We start from the raw sequence: 20045 nt of genomic DNA on the forward strand, positions 1-20045 counted from the left end.
AGTAGTCATGCGCGGCCAATTCTCTACCCACGGGTAAGGCCTAGGCTCGAAACATGCGCCGAGCAAAGATCGTCTGCACCCTGGGACCCGCCACCGACTCATACGACCAGATCAAGGCCCTGGTCGAAGCCGGAATGGACGTCGCCCGATTCAACCTCAGCCACGGCACCTACGCCGAGCACGAGGAGCGCTACCAGCGCGTGCGAAAGGCCTCCGACGAGACCGGCCACAGCGTCGGCATCCTCGCCGACCTTCAAGGCCCGAAGATCCGACTCGGCCGCTTCACCGAAGGCCCCGTACTCCTTGAACGCGGCGACACCTTCACCATCACCGTCGAAGAAGGCGCCCACGGCGACCGCCAGCAGTGCGGCACCACCTACGACGGCCTCGCCACCGACGTCACCCCCGGCGAACGCATCCTCGTCGACGACGGCAAAGTGTGCCTGGAGGTCACCGAGGTCGACGGCCCCCGCGTCCACACCACGGTCGTCGAAGGCGGCATGATCTCCGACAACAAAGGCCTCAACCTCCCCGGCGTCGCCGTCTCCGTCCCCGCCCTCTCCGACAAGGACGAAGCCGACCTCCGCTGGGCCCTGCGCATGGGCTGCGACGTCATCGCCCTCTCCTTCGTCCGCAGCGGCCGCGACATCGACGACGTCCACCGCATCATGGACGAAGAAGGCCGCCGCCTCCCAGTGATCGCCAAAGTGGAGAAACCGCAGGCGGTCGAGGCGATCGACGACATCGTCGCCGCCTTCGACGGCATCATGGTCGCCCGCGGAGACCTCGGCGTCGAAATGCCGCTCGAACAGGTCCCCCTCGTCCAAAAGCGCGCGATCAAGCTGGCCAAGAGGAACGCCAAGCCGGTCATCGTCGCCACCCAGATGCTCGACTCGATGATCGAGAACTCCCGCCCGACCCGCGCCGAGGCGAGCGACGTCGCCAACGCGGTCATCGACGGCACGGACGCCGTCATGCTGTCCGGCGAGACCAGCGTCGGCAAATACCCGATCGCGGTGGTCAGGACGATGTCGAAGATCGTCGAGGCGGCAGAGGAAGACCTCCTGGCGAAGGGCCTCCCGCCCCTGACCGAACGCAACAAGCCCCGCACGCAGGGGGGCGCGGTGGCGAGGGCGGCGGCTGAGATGGGCGACTTCTTGGGCGCGAAGTTCTTGGTCGCCTTCACCCAGTCCGGAGACACCGCCCGCCGCCTGTCGCGCTACCGCTCCCCGATCCCGCTGCTGGCCTTCACGCCGGAGCCGGCAACGCGATCGCAGTTGAATCTGACGTGGGGTGTGGAGACGTTCCTCGGGCCGCACGTGGACTCGACGGATGCGATGGTCGACCAGGTGGACGAGTTGCTGCTGAAGTACGGCCGGTGCGAGCCGGGCGACGTCGTCGTGATCACGGCGGGTTCGCCGCCTGGTGTATCGGGGTCGACGAACCTCGTGCGGGTGCACCACATCGGGGAGGACGACAAGTAGGCGGCACTTCAGTACTTGGGGCCTACGTGGGTGTCCATTAGGGCTACGGAGGCTTTGCGGGCGATGGAGATGTTGAACGGGTCGCTGCCCCGGGCGAGGCTGGTCCACTCGACGCCGACCTTGTCGAGGGCATTCGTGAAGAGCCGCCGGATGTCGTCCGACTTGTTGGCGAAGAAGTAGCGGGGGTACTCGTAGCGCTTGCGCTCACCGGCCACCATGCGGGTCGTCCAGTTGGTGATGCGGCAGCCGTCGGAGTGGATGAGGCCCCGGATGAATTCCCAGGGGTGGGCGTCGACGATTGCCTGCTGCCAGGGTTCGAAGGCGATGCGGCGCTCGTGCTTCTTGCCAGGGCCGTGCTGGGGGAACAGGCAGTGCAGGTGCTTCGAGTACACCTTTACGTTGCTGCAGCCGGTCCTGCGGACGCGGCAGACGGAGTTGTCGGGGAAGACCGCACGCATGGCCTGCTCGCAGTCGTCCATGAGGCCGGGCCATGATTCGGCGCAGGTGATCATGAGGTTGGGTGCTCGATGCTCGGAGTAGTGGCTGATGTGGCCGTCGCCGAGGTAGAGGCCCAGTAGGTAGCTGTACGCCGGCTCGTCGAGGGTGCGCCCGTCGCATCGGGGGCACTTGGGATCGTGTCGGCCGGGACATTCGCCGCGTTTCGCTCGGTCGAGGTGCTTCCAGTAGCCGATCGTCCCCAGCGGAACATTGAGCCGTCGAGCCACGTCGGCGTTCTTTGAGCCGTTGCGCAGCAGCGTGACGGCTTTCTGTCGCACATCAGTGCCGTGGAAGTTCATGTGGACACTCTGTGAGAGTGATCGCGACGACACGCAGCAAAAAGCGGATGTTCACGAGAACGTGGACATCCGCTTATCGGCGTGACCTTGGAATCAAAGGAAAAGTGCCCCAGGTGGGATTCGAACCCACACTGTCCGCTGTTTGAGAGCGGCCTCTCTAACCGGTTGGAGTACTGGGGCCTTGGAAAGGAAGGAGAAGTGCAACCCCTCGCGCCACCACCTTACCGCAGCTAGGTACTCTCTTGTCAGCAGCACCCTGCCCCAACCGAGGAGCCCCCGTGACCGCCCCCGAGTCGCCCCAGCCCGTAGACGCGCCCGACGACGACAAGTCGCACGTGCCTCCGCTGACGACCCGTGTCGTCATTGCCGAGGACGAGGCACTGATCCGGCTCGATCTGAAAGAGATGCTGGAGGAGGAGGGGTACAGCGTGGTCGGTGAGGCCGGTGACGGTGAGCAGGCCGTCGAGCTGGCCCGGGAGCACAAGCCGGATCTGGTGATCCTGGATGTGAAGATGCCGAAGCTGGATGGCATCTCTGCCGCCGAGAAGATCGCCGAGGAGCGCATTGCCCCCGTCCTCATGCTGACCGCCTTCTCCCAGCGCGATCTTGTCGAGCGCGCCCGCGACGCCGGTGCGATGGCGTATCTCGTGAAGCCGTTCAGTAAGAGTGACGTCGTTCCGGCGATCGAGATGGCTGTTTCTCGGTTCACGGAGTTGAAGGAGTTGGAGAAGGAGGTCGCGGACCTCAGCCTTCGGCTTGAGACTCGGAAGCTTGTCGATCGGGCGAAGTCGATTCTTCAGACGGAGTACGGGCTGACCGAGCCGGCTGCGTTCCGGTGGATTCAGAAGACGTCGATGGATCGCCGGATGTCGATGCAGCAGGTCGCTGAGGCGGTTATTCAGGACGCTGATGAGAAGAAGGGCAACGGCAACTGAGCCCACGCCCCGTGCCCCTGAGCTGACGACGAGGCCCGCGCCCCCTGGACTGGGGGCGCGGGCCTCGTCGTAGACGCGTGGAAGCGAAGGACTTCAGTCCTCGCCGAGGTATGCCTTCCGTACCGACTCGTCGTGCAGCAGGTTTTGTCCGGTGCCGGAGAGGACGATGCTGCCGACCTCCATGACGTGGCCGTGGTCGGCCAGGGACAGTGCGGCCTGGGCGTTCTGTTCGACCAGAAGAATGGTCGTGCCCTGGGACTTGAGTTCGGCGATGGTGGCCATGATTTTCTGCATCATGATCGGCGAGAGGCCCATGGAGGGTTCGTCGAGCATGAGCAGTTTGGGCTGGGACATGAGTGCGCGGCCCATGGCGAGCATTTGCTGTTCACCGCCGGAGAGTGTGCCTGCGGCCTGCTTGCGGCGTTCTCCGAGGATGGGGAAGAGGTCGTAGGCGCGTTGGATGTCCTTTTCGATGGCGGGTTTGTCGTTGCGGAGGAAGGCGCCGAGGCGGAGGTTGTCCTCGATCGTCATGCGGGGGAAGATGTGCCGCCCCTCGGGGGAGTGGGCGAGTCCCATGGAGACGATGTTGTGGGCGGGGATCTTTTTCAGCGATTTGCCGTTGAATTTGATCTGGCCGCCGACCGGCTTCAGTAGCCCCGACAGGGTGCGCAGTGTGGTGGTTTTGCCGGCGCCGTTGGTGCCGATGAGGGTGACGACTTCGCCGGCGTCGACCTTGAAGGAGATGCCTTTGACGGCTTCGATTTTGCCGTAGGCGACCCGGAGGTCTTCGACTTCGAGCATGACGGTCATCGGTCGTTCTCCTTGCCGGGCGCCGCGTCCGTGGTGATGTCGGCCTGTGCCTCGGCGGCCTCGACCTCCGCGACCTCGGCGTGGCCGGGGTCGCCTTCGAAGGGTTCGCCGAGGTAGGCGGCGATGACGCGTTCGTCGCCCTGCACGGTGGCGCTGTCGCCTTCGACGAGTTTTTCGCCTTGTACGAGGACGGCGACGCGGTCGCAGAGGTTGAAGATGAACCGCATGTCGTGCTCGATGACGAGGACGGCGATGCCCATGTCGCGGATGGCGAAGACGAGTTCTTCGGTGGCCCGGGTTTCCTGCGGGTTCATGCCGGCGGTGGGTTCGTCGAGGAGGAGCAGGCCGGGTTCGCTGGCGAGGGCTCGTGCGATCTCGAGCTTGCGCTGTTCGCCGTAGGGGAGGTTTCTGGCGAGGTGGTCGCGTTTGTCGGCGAGGCCGATGAACTCGAGGAGTTCCATGGCGCGTTCTTCGGAGGCTTTTTCGGCTTTCTTGAAGCCGGGGCCGCGTAGGAGTGCGGACCAGAGCCCTTCTTTGGTGCGGGTGTGGCGGCCGACGAGCACGTTTTCCAGGACCGTCATGTTGGAGAAGAGTCGGATGTTCTGGAAGGTGCGGGCGACGCCGGCCGCGGTGACCTTGAAGGACTGGGGCGGCAGGATGTTGCCTTTGTAGCGGACCTCGCCCTCGGTGGGGATGTAGAGGCCGGTGAGGCAGTTGAAGAAGGTCGTCTTGCCGGCGCCGTTGGGGCCGATGAGTCCGACGATTTCTCCGCTGCTGACGGTGAGGTCGACGTTGCGTACGGCGGTGAGGCCGCCGAAGCGCATGGTGACGCCGCGTGCGTCGAGGACGGTTTCGCCGGGGGCGCTGGCGCCCGGGGCGGCGTCCTTGGTGGTGGTGTCGGTAGTCATCGTGGTCAGGCCCCTGCCTTGCTGAGGACTGTGGGCGCTTCTGCTTCCTCGTGGAATTCGAGCTGGCGGCGCCGGTTCGGGATGAGGCCTTCCGGACGGAAGCGCATCAGCAGGACGAGCGCGAGACCGAAGGCGAAGAGCTGGTAGTCGCCGAGGAACTGGAGCTTGGCGGGGATGAGGTAGAGGAGTGCGGCGCCGACGAGTGGGCCGCTGATGGTGCCCATGCCGCCGAGTACGACCGCTGCGAGCAGGAAGGCCGAGTTGGGCGGGACGACGTGGGCGAACTGGTATTGCTCGGGGGTCACGGTGTAGGTGACGTGGGCCTGGACGGATCCGGCGAGTCCGGCGAGTGCGGCGCCGAGGGCGAAGGCGACGAGCTTGACGCGGAAGCCGTTGATGCCCATGGCGAGGGCGGCTGTTTCGTCTTCGCGGATGGCGACCCAGGCGCGGCCGATGCGGGAGTCGCCGCTGCGTCGGAAGACGACCACGACGACGAGGGTGATGAGGAGCATCAGCAGGAAGTAGTTGGCGAAGCGCGCGATGGTGAATCCGCCGAAGCTGTGTTCCGCGCCGAAGTCGAAGCCGAAGATGCTGAGGTTCGGGATCGAGGAGATGCCGTTGGAGCCGTTGGTGATGTCGGGTCCTGAGGTGCCGTCCATGTTGAGGACGGTGATGCGGAAGATCTCACCGAAGCCGAGGGTGACGATGGCGAGGTAGTCGCCGCGCAGTCGCAGGGTGGGGGCGCCGATGAGGACGCCGAAGACCATGGCGACGGCTGCGCCGAGGAGGGCGGAGGCCCAGAACGGCAGGTGGATGTCGAACGGTGAGGAGGGGGAGCCGGAGACCATGGCCGCGGTGTAGGCGCCGACGCCGAGGAAGGCGACGTATCCGAGGTCGAGGAGGCCGGCGAGGCCGACGACGATGTTGAGGCCGAGGGCGACGGTGGCGAAGATCAGGATGTAGACGCCGATGGTCGCGTACTGGTCGTCGGACTGGGTGAAGGGGAATGCGGCGGCTGCGACGAACGCGCCGATCATTGTCACCGTGCGGTGCTTGGAGGTGAGCTCGGAGACCCTGTTCACGAGTCCGGCCTTGGCCGCGGCGGCGAAGCCGAAGCCGGCGGTGATGAGGAAGCCGACGAAGAGTTCGTCGTACTCGGTGCCGATGCCGTAGGTGAAGACGGTCAGGCCGAGGGCGAGTGCGGCGACGATGACGAGGATTTCGGCGTACGCGGGCAGCTTGCGGGCCGGGGTGGTGGTGCCGGAGGCGAAGGCTGCCTTGATGATGGCGCCGGTGTGCCGTGCGTTGTGGCGGAACTGCTCCCAGCCGGTGTCGTCCGGGTCGGAGGGGTCGGGCGCCGGCCGCTGGAACGGCAGGGAGAGCGCGCCGAGCAGGGCGGCGAGGGTGGCGATGGCCACGATCCAGCCGCCGGGTTCGAGGTTGGCCAGGCCGCCGAGTTGGGCGCTGATCGCGATGATCGTGTACCAGGCGGTGGCGAATGCGGCGAGCGCGGCGGTTTTGATGGCGCTGTCGGCGCCTGCCGGTACGAGCCAGCGCAGGCCCTTGATGCCGTAGGAGGCGAGGCCGAAGAGTGCGGTGAGGGCGCCGCCGATGAGGACGAGGACCTGTAGGCCGCCGGGGTAGCCGTAGACCGTGAGGTCGCCGGGGAAGGCGGAGGTCCAGGTCCAGGCGAGGAAGGTCGAGATGACGGTGAGGATTCCGCCGCCGGTGGCGAGGGCGCGTCCGATGTGCGGCGGGATGCCGATGAGTCCGGAGGTGGCGCCGGTGGGGTCCTGGGCGGGCGTCTGGGGGGTGCTGGTCTGTGTGGTCATAGGTCTCACGCCCTGTCCGCGACGCGCTCGCCGAGCAGGCCCTGTGGCCTGAAGAGGAGCACGAGGATGAGGAGTACGAAGGCCCAGACGTTGGCCCAGGACTGGCCGCCGAGCTGCGACATGCCGGGGACGTCGGCGATGTAGGCGGTGGCCATGGTCTCGGCGAGGCCGAGGACGAGGCCGCCGATCATGGCTCCGTAGATGTTGCCGATGCCGCCGAGGACGGCTGCGGTGAAGGCCTTGAGGCCGAGGATGAAGCCCATGCGGAAGTCGATCTGGCCGTATTTGAGGCCGTAGGCGAGGCCTCCGACGGCGGCGAACGCGGCGCCGAGGGCGAAGGCGACCACGATGATGCGGTCGGTGTTGATGCCCATGAGCTTGGCGGTGTCGGGGTCCTGGGCGGTGGCCTGCATGCCGCGTCCGGTGCGGGTCTTCATGACGAAGTAGGCGAGGATCGCCATGCTGATGGGGGCCGCGATGAAGAGGAAGATGTCACCGGTCTGGATGGTGACGCTGCCGATTTCGAAGGGGCCGCCTTCGATCTGGGGGAAGGTGCGCGCCGACTTGGCGTTGGGGTACCAGGCCCATACCGCCTGCTGGAGGGCCAGGGAGAGGCCGATGGCGGTGATGAGGGGGGCGAGGCGTGGTGCGGTGCGCAGGGGGCGGTAGGCGAACCGTTCTGCGCCTACGGCGACCGTTACGGCGACCAGGATGGCGCCGACGAGCATCAGTGGCAGGGCGATGGCCATGGAGGTGCCGTCGGGCAGTACGTACATGTAGACCGTGAATGCGCCGAAGGCGCCGGTCATGAAGATCTCGCCGTGGGCGAAGTTGATGAGCTGGACGATGCCATAGACCATCGTGTAGCCGATGGCGACCAGCCCGTACATGGATCCCAGTAGCAGGCCGTTGACCAGCTGCTGCGGCAGTTCGTTCACCGCATGTCCTCCGAGACGTTCGGATAGTCGAGGGTGTGGCCGGATGTGAGTGCGCGCGGGGCGCCTGTGGTGCGGCGCCCCGCGCGGCTCATGAGTGGTGCGGTGTGGGTCAGCCCGTGTAGGTGCCGGACTTGACCGCTGCCCAGTCACCGGCCTTGACGGAGTAGACGGTGAGCTGCTTGTTGGTCGCGTCACCGTATTCGTCGAAGGCGACCTTGCCGGTCACGCCGTCGAAGGTGACGTTCTGCATGGCCTCGGTGACCTTGGCGCGGGCGTCGTCGGGAAGCTTGCCGTCGTTGTCCTCGACGACCTTCTTCACGGCTTCGATGATCGCCCAGGCCGAGTCGTAGGAGTAGCCGCCGTAGGCCTCGTAGGCCTCCTTGTAGCCCTCGGTCTTGTAGTTGGCGACGAACTCCTTGGCGGAGGGGAGCGTCTCGACCGGGGCGCCGACGGAGGTGGCGAGGTCGCCGGTTCCGCTGGCGCCGGCCAGCTTGATGAAGTCGGCGCTGTAGATGCCGTCGCCGCCGACCAGCGGGATCTTGGCACCGGCGGCCTTGATCTGCTTGCTCAGCGGACCGGCCTGCGGGTACTCGCCGCCGTAGTAGACGACGTCTGCACCGGAGGTCTTCACCTTGGTGGCGACGGCGGAGAAGTCCTTGGTGTCGGGGTCGATGTGCTCGGTGCCGACGATCTTGCCGCCGAGCTTCTTGAACTCCTCGGAGAAGGTGGCGGCCAGGCCGGCGCCGTACGTCTTCTTGTCGTCGATGACGTAGACGCTCTTCTTCTTGGCGTCGTTGAAGACGTACTGCGCGGCGAACGGGCCCTGGATGGCGTCCGTGGTCGCGGTGCGGAAGTACGACTTGTACGGGCGGGCCTTGGTGGTCTGCCAGTCCGTGCCCTGGGTGAGGGCCGGGTTGGTGTTGGCGGGGGAGACCTCGACCAGCTTGGCGTCGTCGAAGACCTTCTGCATGGACTCGGCGACGGAGGAGTTGAGGGGGCCGACGACGCCGAGGACGTCCTGGTCGGCGACGAGCTTGGTGGCGTTCTGCTGGCCCGAGGAGGGCTGCGCCTGGTCGTCGAGGGCCTGGATCTCGAAGGTGACGCCGTCGACGTACTTTTCCTTGTTGGCCGTCTTGGCGGCGAGGTCGACGGAGTTCTTGATGCCGAGGCCCAGTGCGGACAGGTCGCCGGTCAGCGGGGCATCGACACCGATGACGACCTTGGTGCCTCCGCTGTCCGAGCCGCCGCCGTCCTCGTCGCGAGAGCCGCAGGCGGTGAGGGTGAGCGCTCCCGCCGCCAGCGCGGCGGTTATGGCGATGAGTGAACGTTGACGCACGATCAGTCCTTTCCCTGGCGCGGCCCTTCCCCCTGGAAGAGGCCGAGTCGAGCGCTGGACGCTGGACCGAAGTGGTTCGAATCCGACGGCGCGGTGACTGGCCGTGACTCTAAGCGGGTAGAGGGAACCTGGAGGAGTGTCTGGCCAAGGCTGTGACGCTCTTGTTATGACACGACGTAATGCAGAGCGGTACTCGATGGGCGGAAGAGTAGAATTCCGGCCGATTTGCCCCGTCCGCATAGTGAGAACCCGCAGGAAGCGCCGCGAGGGTTTCAGTAGTGTTCTTGGGGTTTGGTAGTGACATGGAATCGTTGCCGCAAGCTACTTGAAGGGCTTCTGAGAGGTCCTGTGAATAGCGCTCGCCCAGGATGAAACTGTGGTCCTCTATTGCGCGCGTATTACGCAGAGTTACGTCCAGGAAAGGAAGTCCGGCATCCGTCGGCACATGTGCGCAATCCGTGACATGCATGGTGATCACGATCCTGCGAGGAAATTCGGGCCTGGTACGGAACGGAGGCCGGGGTGCCGAGGTCAGGGAAAGCCCGGAGTAGGGCTGGCTGATGCGCTCCATGGTCACCGGCGCGCCGGACCCTGGGATGACCATGACCAGGATCGCGAAACTGAAGCTGCCGCTCGGGCTGTTCGCCGGCGGGAGTTCCCGGCCCAGGTAGTCCATGTCGACGGTCTGGGAGGGGAATGCGGGAGGGTCAGGCTCCGGCTCCTGCGGGCGGGTGGCGTAGAGGTAGCCCCCGCCCACGAGTGCGACGGCGGCCGCTGCGGATGCGATGAGGGTACGGCGGTGCCGGGCGCAGAGGGCTGCCAGGCGTCCGTGCGGGGCTTGGGGGAAGGGTTCGGCGGAGTCCCACGCGCGCGTGTCCTCGCCCGGCTCGACGGGGCCGACGCCGCTCACTGCCAGGGGCCTTCGGTCGGGCCGCCGTCGCGGTACAAGTCCGTGCAGCCCGCGCGCACTTCGCGGTCGATCAGTCGCTCCGCGGCCGCCGCCCCCGCGCGCTCGCGTTCGGCCCGGGCGGCGTCCACGACGTCCCTGAGGAGCTCGTACTGCCCGTTGGACAGGCCCATCGACTGGTAGTCCCCGTAGGTGTCGCTGTCCAGTACCTCACGCGACCAGTACGAGACGATCCGCGTGCACAGGTCCTCCGGTGGTGTCGCCGGCGCCGACGGTGAGCGGGAACCGGCCTGCGCTCCCGTCTCCGCGGCAGTCCCGTCCGGCGCTCCGGTGTTCCCGCAGCCCGTGGCCGCGCAGCCCGTCAGGAGCACCAGTGCGAGCGCCGCACCCGGCCGGAGGGGCCGTTCCGTTCCCATGCCATGACGCTAAGCCGCCGAGTGCCCGGGATCAACGGTGCTGCGGACGCGGGGAGTTGCTTCACCCCGGTTCAGCCCGCCGCCCGAATCCGCGCGGCGTCCCCGGGGTTCACGTCCCGCAGCATGCAGGTCAGCCGTGCGCTGCACACCCGCTTGCCTGCCTCGTCGCTGATGACGATCTCGTACGTCGCCGTGGAGCGCCCTCGGTGCAGGGGGGTGGCCACGCCGGTCACGAGCCCGGAGCGGGCGCCCCGGTGGTGGGTGCAGTTGAGGTCGACTCCTACGGCGATCTTGGAGCTGCCGGCGTGGAGCATGGAGCCGACGGAGCCGAGGGTCTCGGCGAGCACGGCGGAGGCGCCGCCGTGCAGCAGTCCGTACGGCTGGGTGTTGCCCTCGACCGGCATGGTGCCGACGACGCGGTCCGCCGAGGCCTCGACGATCTCCACGCCCATGCGCGTGCCCAGGTGTCCGGCCGAGAACATGGCGATGAGGTCGACGCCGAGCGCGGCGTACTCGTCGATGACCTCTTGCGGGAACTTCACGTGCTGCTGCTCGCCCATGGGGCCCGGCTCCGTTTCGTCGGCGGTCGCGTGTGTCGGTCGCAGTCGACTGAGCAAACGCTCAGTCGGTCGCCGATTGTTCCAGACGTACGACGACGGACTTGCTGGCCGGGGTGTTGCTGGTGTCCGCGGTGGCGTCCAGCGGGACCAGGACGTTGGTCTCGGGGTAGTAGGCGGCCGCGCAGCCCCGGGCGGTCGGGTAGTGCACGACGCGGAAGCCGGGCGCGCGGCGCTCGACGCCGTCCTGCCACTCGCTGACGAGGTCGACGTACGAGCCGTCCGCGATGCCGAGGTGCCGGGCGTCCTCGGGGTGCACGAGGGCGACCCGGCGGCCGTTCCTGATGCCGCGGTAGCGGTCGTCGAGGCCGTAGATCGTGGTGTTGTACTGGTCGTGCGAGCGCAGAGTCTGGAGCAGCAGCCGTCCCTCGGGCAGCGCCGGGTACTCGACCGGCGCGGCGGTGAAGTTGGCCTTGCCGGTGGCTGTCGGGAAGCGGCGCTCGTCGCGCGGGGCGTGCGGCAGCGCGAAGCCTCCGGGGTGCGCCACGCGCGCGTTGAAGTCCTCGAAGCCGGGGACCACGCGCGCGATGCGGTCGCGGATCGTCGCGTAGTCCTTCTCGAACTCCTCCCAGGGGGTGCGGGATTCGTGGCCGAGGACGCGGCGGGCCAGGCGGGACACGATCGCCGGCTCGGACAGCAGCTGCGGGCTCGCGGGCTCCAGGCGGCCGCGGGAGGCGTGCACCATGCCCATGGAGTCCTCGACGGTCACCACCTGCTCGCCGCTGCCCTGAAGGTCGCGCTCGGTCCGGCCGAGAGTGGGCAGGATCAGCGCACGCGCGCCCGTGACGGCGTGCGAGCGGTTGAGCTTCGTCGACACGTGCACGGTGAGACGGGCGCGCCGCATCGCCGCTTCGGTGACCTCCGTGTCGGGGGAGGCGGAGACGAAGTTGCCGCCCATCGCGAAGAAGACCTTCGCCTTGTCGTCGCGCATCGCGCGGATGGCCCGCACGACGTCGTAGCCGTGCTCGCGCGGCGGTGCGAAGCCGAACTCCTTCTCCAGGGCGTCCAGGAAGGCGGGGGCGGGCCGTTCGAAGATGCCCATGGTGCGGTCGCCCTGCACGTTCGAGTGGCCGCGCACCGGGCACACGCCCGCGCCCGGGCGGCCGATGTTGCCGCGCAGGAGAAGGAAGTTGACCACCTCGCGGATGGTCGGCACGGCGTGCTTGTGCTGGGTGAGACCCATCGCCCAGCAGACGATCGTCCGCTCGGAGGCGAGGATCATGCCGAGGGCTTCCTCGATCTGTGCGCGGGTGAGGCCCGTCGCCGTCAGGGTCTCGTCCCAGTCGGCGGCGCGGGCGGCCTCGGCGAACTCCTCGTAGCCGTGCGTGTGTTCGCGGACGAAGGCCTCGTCGACCGCACCTTCGGTCTGAAGGATCAGCTTGTTGAGGAGGCGGAAGAGGGCCTGGTCGCCGCCGATGCGGATCTGTAGGAACAGATCGGTGAGCGCGGCACCCTTGAGCATGCCCTGCGGGGTCTGCGGGTTCTTGAAGCGCTCCAGGCCCGCCTCGGGCAGCGGGTTCACGCTGATGATCCTCGCGCCGTTGGCCTTGGCCTTCTCCAGGGCGGAGAGCATGCGCGGGTGGTTCGTACCCGGGTTCTGGCCTGCGACGATGATCAGGTCGGCCTTGTAGAGGTCCTCGAGCAGGACGCTGCCCTTGCCGACGCCGATCGTCTCGGACAGCGCCGAGCCGGACGACTCGTGGCACATGTTGGAGCAGTCCGGCAGGTTGTTCGTGCCGAACTCTCGGGCGAACAGCTGGTAGAGGAACGCGGCCTCGTTGCTCGTACGCCCGGAGGTGTAGAAGAGGGCCTCGTCCGGGGAGCCCAGCGCGGTCAGCTCCTCGGCGACTATGTCGAAGGCGCGCTCCCAGCTCACCGGCTCGTAGCGCTCTCCCCCTTCGGGGAGATACATGGGGTGCGTCAGCCGCCCCTGCTGGCCCAGCCAGTAGCCGGAGCGGGTCGCGAGGTCGGCGACCGTGTGCGCGGCGAAGAACTCCGGGGTGACCCGGCGCAGGGTGGCCTCCTCGGCGACCGCCTTCGCGCCGTTCTCACAGAACTCCGCCGTGTGCCGGTGCTCCGGCTCCGGCCAGGCGCAGCCCGGGCAGTCGAAGCCGTCCTTCTGATTGACGCGCAGAAGGGTCAGCGCGGTCCGCTTCACACCCATCTGCTGCTGCGCGATACGCAGGGTGTGCCCGATGGCCGGGAGCCCCGCCGCCGCGTGCTGCGGCTCGGCGACCTGCGGCGCGTCCTGAACCGGATCGCCCTGGGGCGGCTTCGTTGCCATCGCACGCTCTCCTATACGACTGCTGCCACTGCGTGTGTGAGGTACATCTCCGATCCTCCCACGCGCCGGTGACAACGATCGAGGTCGGTCTAGGCGCAGGGCGCAGGCACTGCCTGCGGGGACCAGCCGGGCACCGCCGATCCGTCGGTGGGTCCCGACTGTCAGTGCCACGTGGCAGGATCGGGGACGTGGCAGAAACAGCATCGAAGAAGACCGACAGCGCCCCCGGCGGCGACCGCCCGCGGCTGATGCTCATGGACGGGCACTCGCTGGCCTACCGCGCGTTCTTCGCGCTGCCCGCGGAGAACTTCACGACCGCGACGGGCCAGCCGACGAACGCGATCTACGGCTTCGCGTCGATGCTGGCCAACACGCTGCGCGACGAGGCGCCCACCCACTTCGCGGTGGCCTTCGACGTCTCCCGCAAGACCTGGCGCTCCGAGGAGTTCACGGAGTACAAGGCGAACCGCTCCAAGACCCCGGACGAGTTCAAGGGCCAGGTCGAGCTGATCGGCGAGCTGCTGGACACCATGCACGCACAGCGTTTCGCGGTGGACGGCTTCGAGGCGGACGACGTGATCGCCACCCTCGCGACCCAGGCCGAGGCCAACGGCTTCGAGGTGCTGATCGTCACCGGCGACCGGGACTCCTTCCAGCTGGTCTCCGAGCACACCACGGTGCTGTATCCGACGAAGGGCGTCTCCGAGCTGACCCGCTTCACCCCGGAGAAGGTCTTCGAGAAGTACGGATTGACGCCGGCGCAGTACCCCGACTTCGCGGCCCTGCGCGGCGACCCGTCCGACAACCTGCCGGGCATCCCGGGCGTCGGCGAGAAGACCGCCGCGAAGTGGATCAACCAGTTCGGCTCCTTCGCGGAGCTGGTCGAGCGCGTCGACGAGGTCAAGGGCAAGGCCGGGCAGAACCTGCGCGATCACCTGGAGGCGGTCAAGCTCAACCGCCGGCTCACCGAGCTGGAGCGGCAGGTCGAGCTGCCGAAGACCGTCACCGACCTCGAGCGCGCGCCGTACGACCGCAAGGCGGTGGCGATGGTGCTGGACACCCTGGAGATCCGCAACCCCTCGCTGCGCGAGCGCCTCTTCGCCGTCGACCCCGGCGCCGAGGAGGCCGAGTCCACCCCGGTCTCCACGGAGGGCGTCGAGCTGGACGGCAAGGTGCTCACCACCGGCGAGCTCGCTCCCTGGCTCACCGAGCACGGCACCGACACCCTCGGCATCGCCACCGTCGACACCTGGGCGCTCGGCGCGGGCTCGGTCGCCGAGGTCGCGCTGGCCGCGCCCGGGGGAGCCGCCGCCTGGTTCGACCCCGCCCAGCTGGACGAGGCCGACGAGACGGCGTTCGCCGCCTGGCTGGCCGACGCGGGCCGCCCCAAGGTCTTCCACAACGCCAAGGGCGCCATGCGCGTCTGCGCCGAGCACGGCTGGACCGTCGACGGCGTGACCATGGACACCGCACTCGCCGCCTACCTGGTCAAGCCGGGCCGCCGCTCCTTCGACCTGGACGCGCTGTCCCTGGAATACCTCCACCGCGAGCTCGCCCCCGCCGCCGCGGCCGACGGCCAGCTCGCCTTCGGCACGGACGACGGCGCCGAGGCCGACGCCCTGATGATCCAGGCCCGCGCCATCCTCGACCTCGGCGAAGCCTTCGGCGAGCGGCTCAAGGAGGTCGGCGCCGCGGACCTCCTGCGGGACGTGGAGCTGCCGACCTCCGCGCTGCTGGCCCGTATGGAGCGGCACGGCATCGCCGCCGACAAGGCCCATCTGGAGGCCATGGAGCAGATGTTCGCCGGCGCCGTGCAGCAGGCCGTGAAGGAGGCGCACGCGGCGGCCGGGCACGAGTTCAACCTGGGCTCGCCCAAGCAGCTCCAGGAGGTCCTCTTCGGCGAGCTGGCCCTGCCCAAGACCAAGCGCACCAAGACCGGCTACACCACCGACGCCGACGCGCTGGCGTGGCTCGCCGCCCAAACGGACAACGAACTGCCGGTGATCATGCTCCGCCACCGTGAGCAGGCCAAGCTGCGCGTCACGGTGGAGGGCCTGATCAAGACGGTCGCGGCGGACGGCCGTATCCACACCACCTTCAACCAGACCGTCGCGGCGACGGGCCGCCTGTCGTCGACCGACCCGAACCTCCAGAACATCCCCGTGCGCACCGACGAGGGCCGGGCGATCCGCCGCGGCTTCGTCGTCGGCGAGGGCTTCGAGTCCCTGATGACGGCGGACTACAGCCAGATCGAACTGCGCGTGATGGCCCACCTCTCCGAGGACGAGGGCCTGATCGAGGCGTTCACCTCGGGCGAGGACCTGCACACCACGGCGGCCTCGCAGGTGTTCGCAGTCGAGCCCGCCGGGGTGGACGCGGAGATGCGCCGCAAGATCAAGGCGATGTCGTACGGCCTGGCGTACGGCCTGTCGGCCTTCGGCCTCTCCCAGCAGCTGAACATCGAGGCGGCCGAGGCGCGTGCCCTGATGGACGCGTACTTCGAGCGCTTCGGCGGCGTGCGGGACTATCTGCGCCGGGCGGTCGACGAGGCACGGGCGACCGGCTACACGGCGACGCTCTTCGGCCGTCGCCGCTACCTCCCCGACCTCAACAGCGACAACCGCCAGCGCCGCGAGGCGGCCGAGCGCATGGCCCTCAACGCCCCCATCCAGGGCACGGCGGCCGACATCGTCAAGATCGCCATGCTCAACGTCGACCGGGCCCTGCGCGAGGCCGGCCTCACCTCCCGCATGCTGCTCCAGGTCCACGACGAAATCGTCCTGGAGATCGCCCCCGGAGAGCGTGCCGCCACGGAGGAACTCGTCCGCCGTGAAATGGCCGCCGCCGTCCACCTCAGCGTCCCCCTGGGCGTCTCGGTGGGCGCGGGCCCGGACTGGGAGTCGGCGGCACACTAAGCTCCGCTGGATCTGCGGTTCGTTCACCGCGGGCCGGTGGGGGCTGGTCGCGCAGTTCCCCGCGCCCCTTGGGGCGTTGCAGTCTCGCCTGCCGACAGCACAGGGTGGCCCGAGTGCCGAGTCAGCAATGACTCACCCGGCACTCAGCGCCCCAAAGGGGCGCGGGGAACTGCGCGACAAGCCCCCACCGGCCCGCAGCCCCGACACAACCCTTACCCGGCAGACGCTCAGGGACCCGGCCCCACCCCCGGAGGGCCCGTCACCCACGTGGCCCCCGCGAAGACGCCCCCGCCCCCGCCGCCCGCAAAGATGCCCGCATGGGTATACGCATGCTCAACCGCCGGACGGCGTGGGCACAGGCGCAGGCGAACGCCGCCGCGGCCCCGTCCACGCCGCCCTCACCGGTCCCGGTCTTCTCGGCCGCCGCAAGCACCGCCCGCATCCCCACCGACCTGCCGGCAGCCCTCCGCGGGGCGACCGCAGGGCTACGGCACCGTCTCACCCGCCGCGAACAGGCCGCCGTACACCTCCCCGGGAAGAAACCCGACTGGCGTCTCTGGACCGACCTGGCCCGCAGCTACATGGCCCTCGTTCTCTCCCGGCTGCCCCGGTCCCGTCCCGTGCAGACCGTCACCGTGTTCATCGCGAGCGGGTCCACCGTCAGCGGGCGACCGGACGGCTCCGCTCCGGAACCGCCGGGGACCCGCGCCACACCCTGACGCCGACGGCGTACAGCAGCAGCCCCACGACCAGGCCGGCGCCCGCCCCGAAGCACAGGGTCGGAATCAGTTCCCAGGGTTTCGCGGTGGAGCCCCAGTACGCCCACCCGTCGCCCACCACCGCCCTTGCAGGAGCCGCTTCGCGGCGCAGTTCCCATACGCGCGCCGCCCGCTGCACCGCCCCCACCACCGCACACCCGCCGATCACGGCACCGGCGGTCCACCGGTCCCGTACCGACAGAGAAGGCACCCCGACCGGCTCGACCGCCGGCGCTCGCCGCAGCGCGTACGCCACGAACGCGGCGATCACGAGCGCGGCGACCGCCGAGCCGCCGTACTGGAGGTACCAGTACAAGGGCGAGCCCGCCACCTCCTCGCCCAGGACGGGAAACATCCGCATCCCCCACCGGTCGAGATGCGTGAACGCGTCCCACACGACATGGGTCAGCGCGCCGAGCACGGCGGAGACGTACCACCACGCCACCAGCGAAGGCCGTACACGCGCGCGTGGCGCCCCGCAGCGCAGCAAGGAGGCCACCCGGCCCTGCCGCTCCCGTGGCAGCAGTGCCACCAGAGGTTCACGCGCCAGCAGCCACAGCCCCACGAGAGCCCAGGCGATGACCACATCGACGGTGAAGACGCCGGCGAACGAGTGCGTGACATCGCCGAACTCCATCGCCCCGGACAGGACACTCGCCGCGTAATAGGTCATGTCGGGCGCGAAGGAACCGGCCACGAGGACGGCCGGTACGAGCGGGCCGCGGCCGGTTCCGTCGGGTCGCAGGGCGGGCAGCACGGCCGCCGCATGGCTCAGCGTGAACGGCAACTGCATCCCCCGCGACGGACGTTGGCGGACCTGCCGGTCCTGATGATCACCAGCGTCCAGTATGCGGGATGACCGGGGCCGCCGCGGCGGCCCAACGACATATGGCCAACCGGTTAAGACCCGGCTCGAACGGGTGCCCGTGCAAAGCAAGTTGTCGTAGGGTCACGTGAGTCGGCATACCGAGAAGCGTGACCGGCCACTCGAAACAGAACACCGTAGGCGCCGCGAGGGCAACCCCCGCGGCGGGCCGATCGTCACTACAGGGCGAACAGAGCAGCTGGAGAGGGGCGCAGAGCGCCCCACGGGAGGGGTTCACGTTATGGCGGCGCAATTCGGCAGGAGGCTGCGCTCGGGTGCGGCAACGACGGCCGTGGCCGCGTTGGCGGTCGCAGCGCTGTCCGCGTCCCAGGCTCCGGGGGTCACGGTCGACGACTCCGGCAGACGGACCGCCGGCGACGCCCAGTCCGCCCCCGATGTGGACCCCTCGGGCACCCCGGAGAGCGCGACCGGCAACTCGCCGTATTACACGGACCTGCCGCCGCTCAACACCCCCAGCCCCACGCCGACCATAGGCACCCCCGTCTCCACCGGGGCGGCGGAAGCAGGCATACCCGCGACCGTCCTCGACGCCTACAAGAAGGCCGCGACGTCGCTCCAGGAGTCCAAGCCCGGCTGCAACCTGCCCTGGGAACTCCTCGCCGCCATCGGCAAGGTCGAGTCGGGCCAGGCCCGCGGCGGCAGCGTCGACGCCGCCGGCAACACCCTCACCGCGATCCTCGGCCCGCAGCTCAACGGCAACGGCTTCGCGAACATCAGCGACACCGACGGCGGCGTGTTCGACGGTGACAGCTCGTACGACCGTGCCGTGGGGCCCATGCAGTTCATCCCGTCCACCTGGTCGTGGGCGGGCCGCGACGGCAACGGCGACGGCGAGAAGGACCCCAACAACGTCTACGACGCCGCGCTCGCCGCCGGTCACTACCTGTGCCGCTACGGCTGGGACCTGTCCACCGAGTCCGACCTCAACAGCGCGATCCTCAGCTACAACAACTCGCAGGACTACCTGAACCTCGTCCTGTCGTGGCTGGAGTACTACCGCAAGGGCACGCACGAGGTCCCGGACGGCACGGGCACGCTGCCGAACGACCGCAGCGACGACAACAACAGCGGGGCGAGCCCCGACCCCTCGCCCAAGCCGCCGGGCACGGTGTCACCGAGCCCGAAGCCCCCCGCGAACGGTGGCGGCGGCTCCGGGAGCCCGAGCCCGAGCCCGAATCCGCCGTCGGGTTCCCCGAGCCCCAGCCCCACGCCCACCGACACGGTGGATCACCTGGAAGACGCGGGCACCGCCAAGCTCACCGCGATGGCGGGCGACGCGTTCACCCAGAAGATCAGCGCCCGTGCCGAGACCGAGGACGGCGAGGCGGTCGGCAAGGTCAGGATCCGCTTCACGATCACCGGCAGCTCCGACGCCACCTTCACCGGCGGCGAGAGCGTGGCCACGGTCGTCACCAGCACCTCCGGAGTCGCCGTCGCGCCCGCGCTCAAGGCGGGCGAGAAGACGGGTGACTTCACCGTCCGTGCCACCGTCGTCGGCCGCACGGTCAGCGCTCTCGACTACACGGCCACCGTCACCGAGCGCGTCGCCAGTGTCCTCGCCCGCACCAGCAGCACCGCGCTGACCTGCCCCGTGGGCGGCGAGTTCGCCGAGCAGGTCGAGGTGAAGGCGACGTACCGGGGCGAGGCCGCCGGCAAGGTCGCGGCCACCGCCACGCTGATCAAGTCGGTGCTCGACGCGTCCGAGAACGACAAGGGCCCCTACTTCAAGGACGCGGACGGCAAGCCCGTACGCACCCTGAAGACCCTGAAGACGGACGAGAACGGCCTGCTCAAGCTGCCCAAGCTGTACGCGGACGACACCGCCGGCGCGTTCCTGCTCCGCATCGACACGGCGGGCGGGGCGACGCTCACGATCACGCTGACGGTGGAGAAGGCCGCGGAGACGTCCTCGCCGAGCCCGTCCGCGAGCCCCAGCGCGTAACCCTTCGTCACACAACGACGGCGCCCCCTCACCGAGGGGGCGCCGTCGTTGTGTGTGCAACGTGTTCTCATCTCATCCGCCCGTTGCTACGGTGCCGGACCTGACGATGTATCAGTTCCGCCCGTCGGGAGGCGTCCGTATGCGCGCCCTGATCGCCGCCGCGACCGGCCTCGCCGTCGCGCTCGCCCTCGTGTTCACCATCACGGCGCTGGGCTCACCCACGGGAGAGACCTCCCCCAAGCCGCTCCTGACAACGGTGCCCACACACCCCTGACCACCC

Annotated in this window: 16 protein-coding genes and 1 tRNA gene; 6 read left to right on the plus strand and 11 right to left on the minus strand. The window is 68.7% G+C overall.

All coding sequences use genetic code 11. The features are described 5' to 3' along the window. Nucleotides 1–53 precede the first annotated feature (53 nt). Nucleotides 54–1484 (plus strand): pyruvate kinase, encoded by a 1431-nt coding sequence (gene pyk, locus KCH87_RS19705; RefSeq protein WP_210587475.1) that lies wholly within the window; start codon nt 54–56, stop codon nt 1482–1484. An 8-nt stretch (nt 1485–1492) separates the two neighbouring features. Here the strand turns inward: pyk and KCH87_RS19710 are convergent, their stop codons facing one another. Then, nucleotides 1493–2281, minus strand: a complete 789-nt coding sequence (locus KCH87_RS19710; protein WP_210587476.1) for a helix-turn-helix domain-containing protein — start codon at nt 2279–2281, stop codon at nt 1493–1495. 105 nt (nt 2282–2386) lie between these two features. Then, nucleotides 2387–2461: transfer RNA gene (locus KCH87_RS19715), tRNA-Leu, on the minus strand. 98 nt (nt 2462–2559) lie between these two features. Between KCH87_RS19715 and KCH87_RS19720 the strand changes: the two genes are divergently transcribed. Then, nucleotides 2560–3216 carry an ANTAR domain-containing response regulator gene (locus KCH87_RS19720; RefSeq protein ID WP_210587477.1) on the plus strand — a complete coding sequence of 219 codons (657 nt, stop codon included), beginning with the start codon at nt 2560–2562 and terminating at the stop codon, nt 3214–3216. Nucleotides 3217–3309: 93 nt separating this feature from the next. Here the strand turns inward: KCH87_RS19720 and KCH87_RS19725 are convergent, their stop codons facing one another. From KCH87_RS19725 to KCH87_RS19760, 8 genes are all read right to left on the minus strand, one after another. Further along, entirely contained in the window at nt 3310–4026 is a 717-nt protein-coding gene (locus KCH87_RS19725) for an ABC transporter ATP-binding protein (RefSeq protein ID WP_210587478.1), read from the minus strand. Beyond that, nucleotides 4023–4934, minus strand: coding sequence for an ABC transporter ATP-binding protein (locus KCH87_RS19730; RefSeq protein ID WP_210587479.1), 912 nt, complete (start codon nt 4932–4934; stop codon nt 4023–4025). Before KCH87_RS19730 ends, KCH87_RS19725 begins: the two co-directional genes overlap by 4 nt. A 5-nt stretch (nt 4935–4939) precedes the next feature. After that, nucleotides 4940–6766, minus strand: a complete 1827-nt coding sequence (locus KCH87_RS19735; RefSeq protein WP_210587480.1) for a branched-chain amino acid ABC transporter permease — start codon at nt 6764–6766, stop codon at nt 4940–4942. Nucleotides 6767–6771: 5 nt separating this feature from the next. Beyond that, nucleotides 6772–7704: a branched-chain amino acid ABC transporter permease gene (locus tag KCH87_RS19740; protein WP_210587481.1), complete on the minus strand. Its 933-nt coding sequence runs from the start codon at nt 7702–7704 to the stop codon at nt 6772–6774. A 109-nt stretch (nt 7705–7813) separates the two neighbouring features. After that, nucleotides 7814–9040 (minus strand): branched-chain amino acid ABC transporter substrate-binding protein, encoded by a 1227-nt coding sequence (locus KCH87_RS19745; RefSeq protein ID WP_210587482.1) that lies wholly within the window; start codon nt 9038–9040, stop codon nt 7814–7816. 906 nt (nt 9041–9946) lie between these two features. Continuing rightward, a complete protein-coding gene (locus KCH87_RS19750) occupies nt 9947–10363 on the minus strand; it encodes a hypothetical protein (RefSeq protein WP_210587483.1) in 417 nt (138 codons plus the stop codon). A 71-nt stretch (nt 10364–10434) separates the two neighbouring features. Then, the gene (locus KCH87_RS19755; RefSeq protein ID WP_210587484.1) at nt 10435–10923 is read right to left on the minus strand and encodes a PaaI family thioesterase; all 489 of its coding nucleotides are present in this window, start codon (nt 10921–10923) and stop codon (nt 10435–10437) included. Between the two features lie 61 nt (nt 10924–10984). After that, nucleotides 10985–13264 carry an FdhF/YdeP family oxidoreductase gene (locus KCH87_RS19760; protein ID WP_210587485.1) on the minus strand — a complete coding sequence of 760 codons (2280 nt, stop codon included), beginning with the start codon at nt 13262–13264 and terminating at the stop codon, nt 10985–10987. Nucleotides 13265–13452: 188 nt separating this feature from the next. Here KCH87_RS19760 and polA point away from each other — a divergent pair, with 188 nt between their 5' ends. Continuing rightward, nucleotides 13453–16179: a DNA polymerase I gene (polA, locus tag KCH87_RS19765; RefSeq protein ID WP_210587486.1), complete on the plus strand. Its 2727-nt coding sequence runs from the start codon at nt 13453–13455 to the stop codon at nt 16177–16179. A gap of 317 nt (nt 16180–16496) precedes the next feature. Further along, a complete protein-coding gene (locus tag KCH87_RS19770) occupies nt 16497–16898 on the plus strand; it encodes a hypothetical protein (RefSeq protein ID WP_210587487.1) in 402 nt (133 codons plus the stop codon). On the opposite strand, the gene KCH87_RS19775 is transcribed toward KCH87_RS19770, so the two are convergent. Next, the gene (locus KCH87_RS19775; RefSeq protein WP_210587622.1) at nt 16840–17724 is read right to left on the minus strand and encodes a DUF4184 family protein; all 885 of its coding nucleotides are present in this window, start codon (nt 17722–17724) and stop codon (nt 16840–16842) included. The two genes, KCH87_RS19770 and KCH87_RS19775, sit on opposite strands and share 59 nt — an antisense overlap. Before the next feature lie 319 nt (nt 17725–18043). Here KCH87_RS19775 and KCH87_RS19780 point away from each other — a divergent pair, with 319 nt between their 5' ends. Together KCH87_RS19780 and KCH87_RS19785 are read left to right on the plus strand one after the other, a co-directional pair. Continuing rightward, nucleotides 18044–19765 carry a lytic transglycosylase domain-containing protein gene (locus tag KCH87_RS19780; protein ID WP_210587488.1) on the plus strand — a complete coding sequence of 574 codons (1722 nt, stop codon included), beginning with the start codon at nt 18044–18046 and terminating at the stop codon, nt 19763–19765. A gap of 139 nt (nt 19766–19904) precedes the next feature. Beyond that, nucleotides 19905–20039 (plus strand): SPW_0924 family protein, encoded by a 135-nt coding sequence (locus KCH87_RS19785; RefSeq protein WP_210587489.1) that lies wholly within the window; start codon nt 19905–19907, stop codon nt 20037–20039. Nucleotides 20040–20045 lie beyond the last annotated feature (6 nt).

Origin of the sequence: Streptomyces sp. GESEQ-35 (genome assembly GCF_017948485.1) — a bacterium.
Lineage (GTDB): Bacteria > Actinomycetota > Actinomycetes > Streptomycetales > Streptomycetaceae > Streptomyces.

Excerpts from the sequence above, each read along its gene's own strand:
- KCH87_RS19760 (WP_210587485.1), bottom strand. The coding sequence starts at position 13,264 with ATGGCAACGAAGCCGCCCCAGGGCGATCCGGTTCAGGACGCGCCGCAG.
- KCH87_RS19735 (WP_210587480.1), bottom strand. The coding sequence starts at position 6,766 with ATGACCACACAGACCAGCACCCCCCAGACGCCCGCCCAGGACCCCACC.
- KCH87_RS19750 (WP_210587483.1), bottom strand. The coding sequence starts at position 10,363 with ATGGGAACGGAACGGCCCCTCCGGCCGGGTGCGGCGCTCGCACTGGTG.
- KCH87_RS19785 (WP_210587489.1), top strand. The coding sequence starts at position 19,905 with ATGCGCGCCCTGATCGCCGCCGCGACCGGCCTCGCCGTCGCGCTCGCC.
- KCH87_RS19710 (WP_210587476.1), bottom strand. The coding sequence starts at position 2,281 with ATGAACTTCCACGGCACTGATGTGCGACAGAAAGCCGTCACGCTGCTG.
- pyk (WP_210587475.1), top strand. The coding sequence starts at position 54 with ATGCGCCGAGCAAAGATCGTCTGCACCCTGGGACCCGCCACCGACTCA.
- KCH87_RS19725 (WP_210587478.1), bottom strand. The coding sequence starts at position 4,026 with ATGACCGTCATGCTCGAAGTCGAAGACCTCCGGGTCGCCTACGGCAAA.
- KCH87_RS19770 (WP_210587487.1), top strand. The coding sequence starts at position 16,497 with ATGGGTATACGCATGCTCAACCGCCGGACGGCGTGGGCACAGGCGCAG.
- KCH87_RS19780 (WP_210587488.1), top strand. The coding sequence starts at position 18,044 with ATGGCGGCGCAATTCGGCAGGAGGCTGCGCTCGGGTGCGGCAACGACG.
- KCH87_RS19755 (WP_210587484.1), bottom strand. The coding sequence starts at position 10,923 with ATGGGCGAGCAGCAGCACGTGAAGTTCCCGCAAGAGGTCATCGACGAG.
- KCH87_RS19730 (WP_210587479.1), bottom strand. The coding sequence starts at position 4,934 with ATGACTACCGACACCACCACCAAGGACGCCGCCCCGGGCGCCAGCGCC.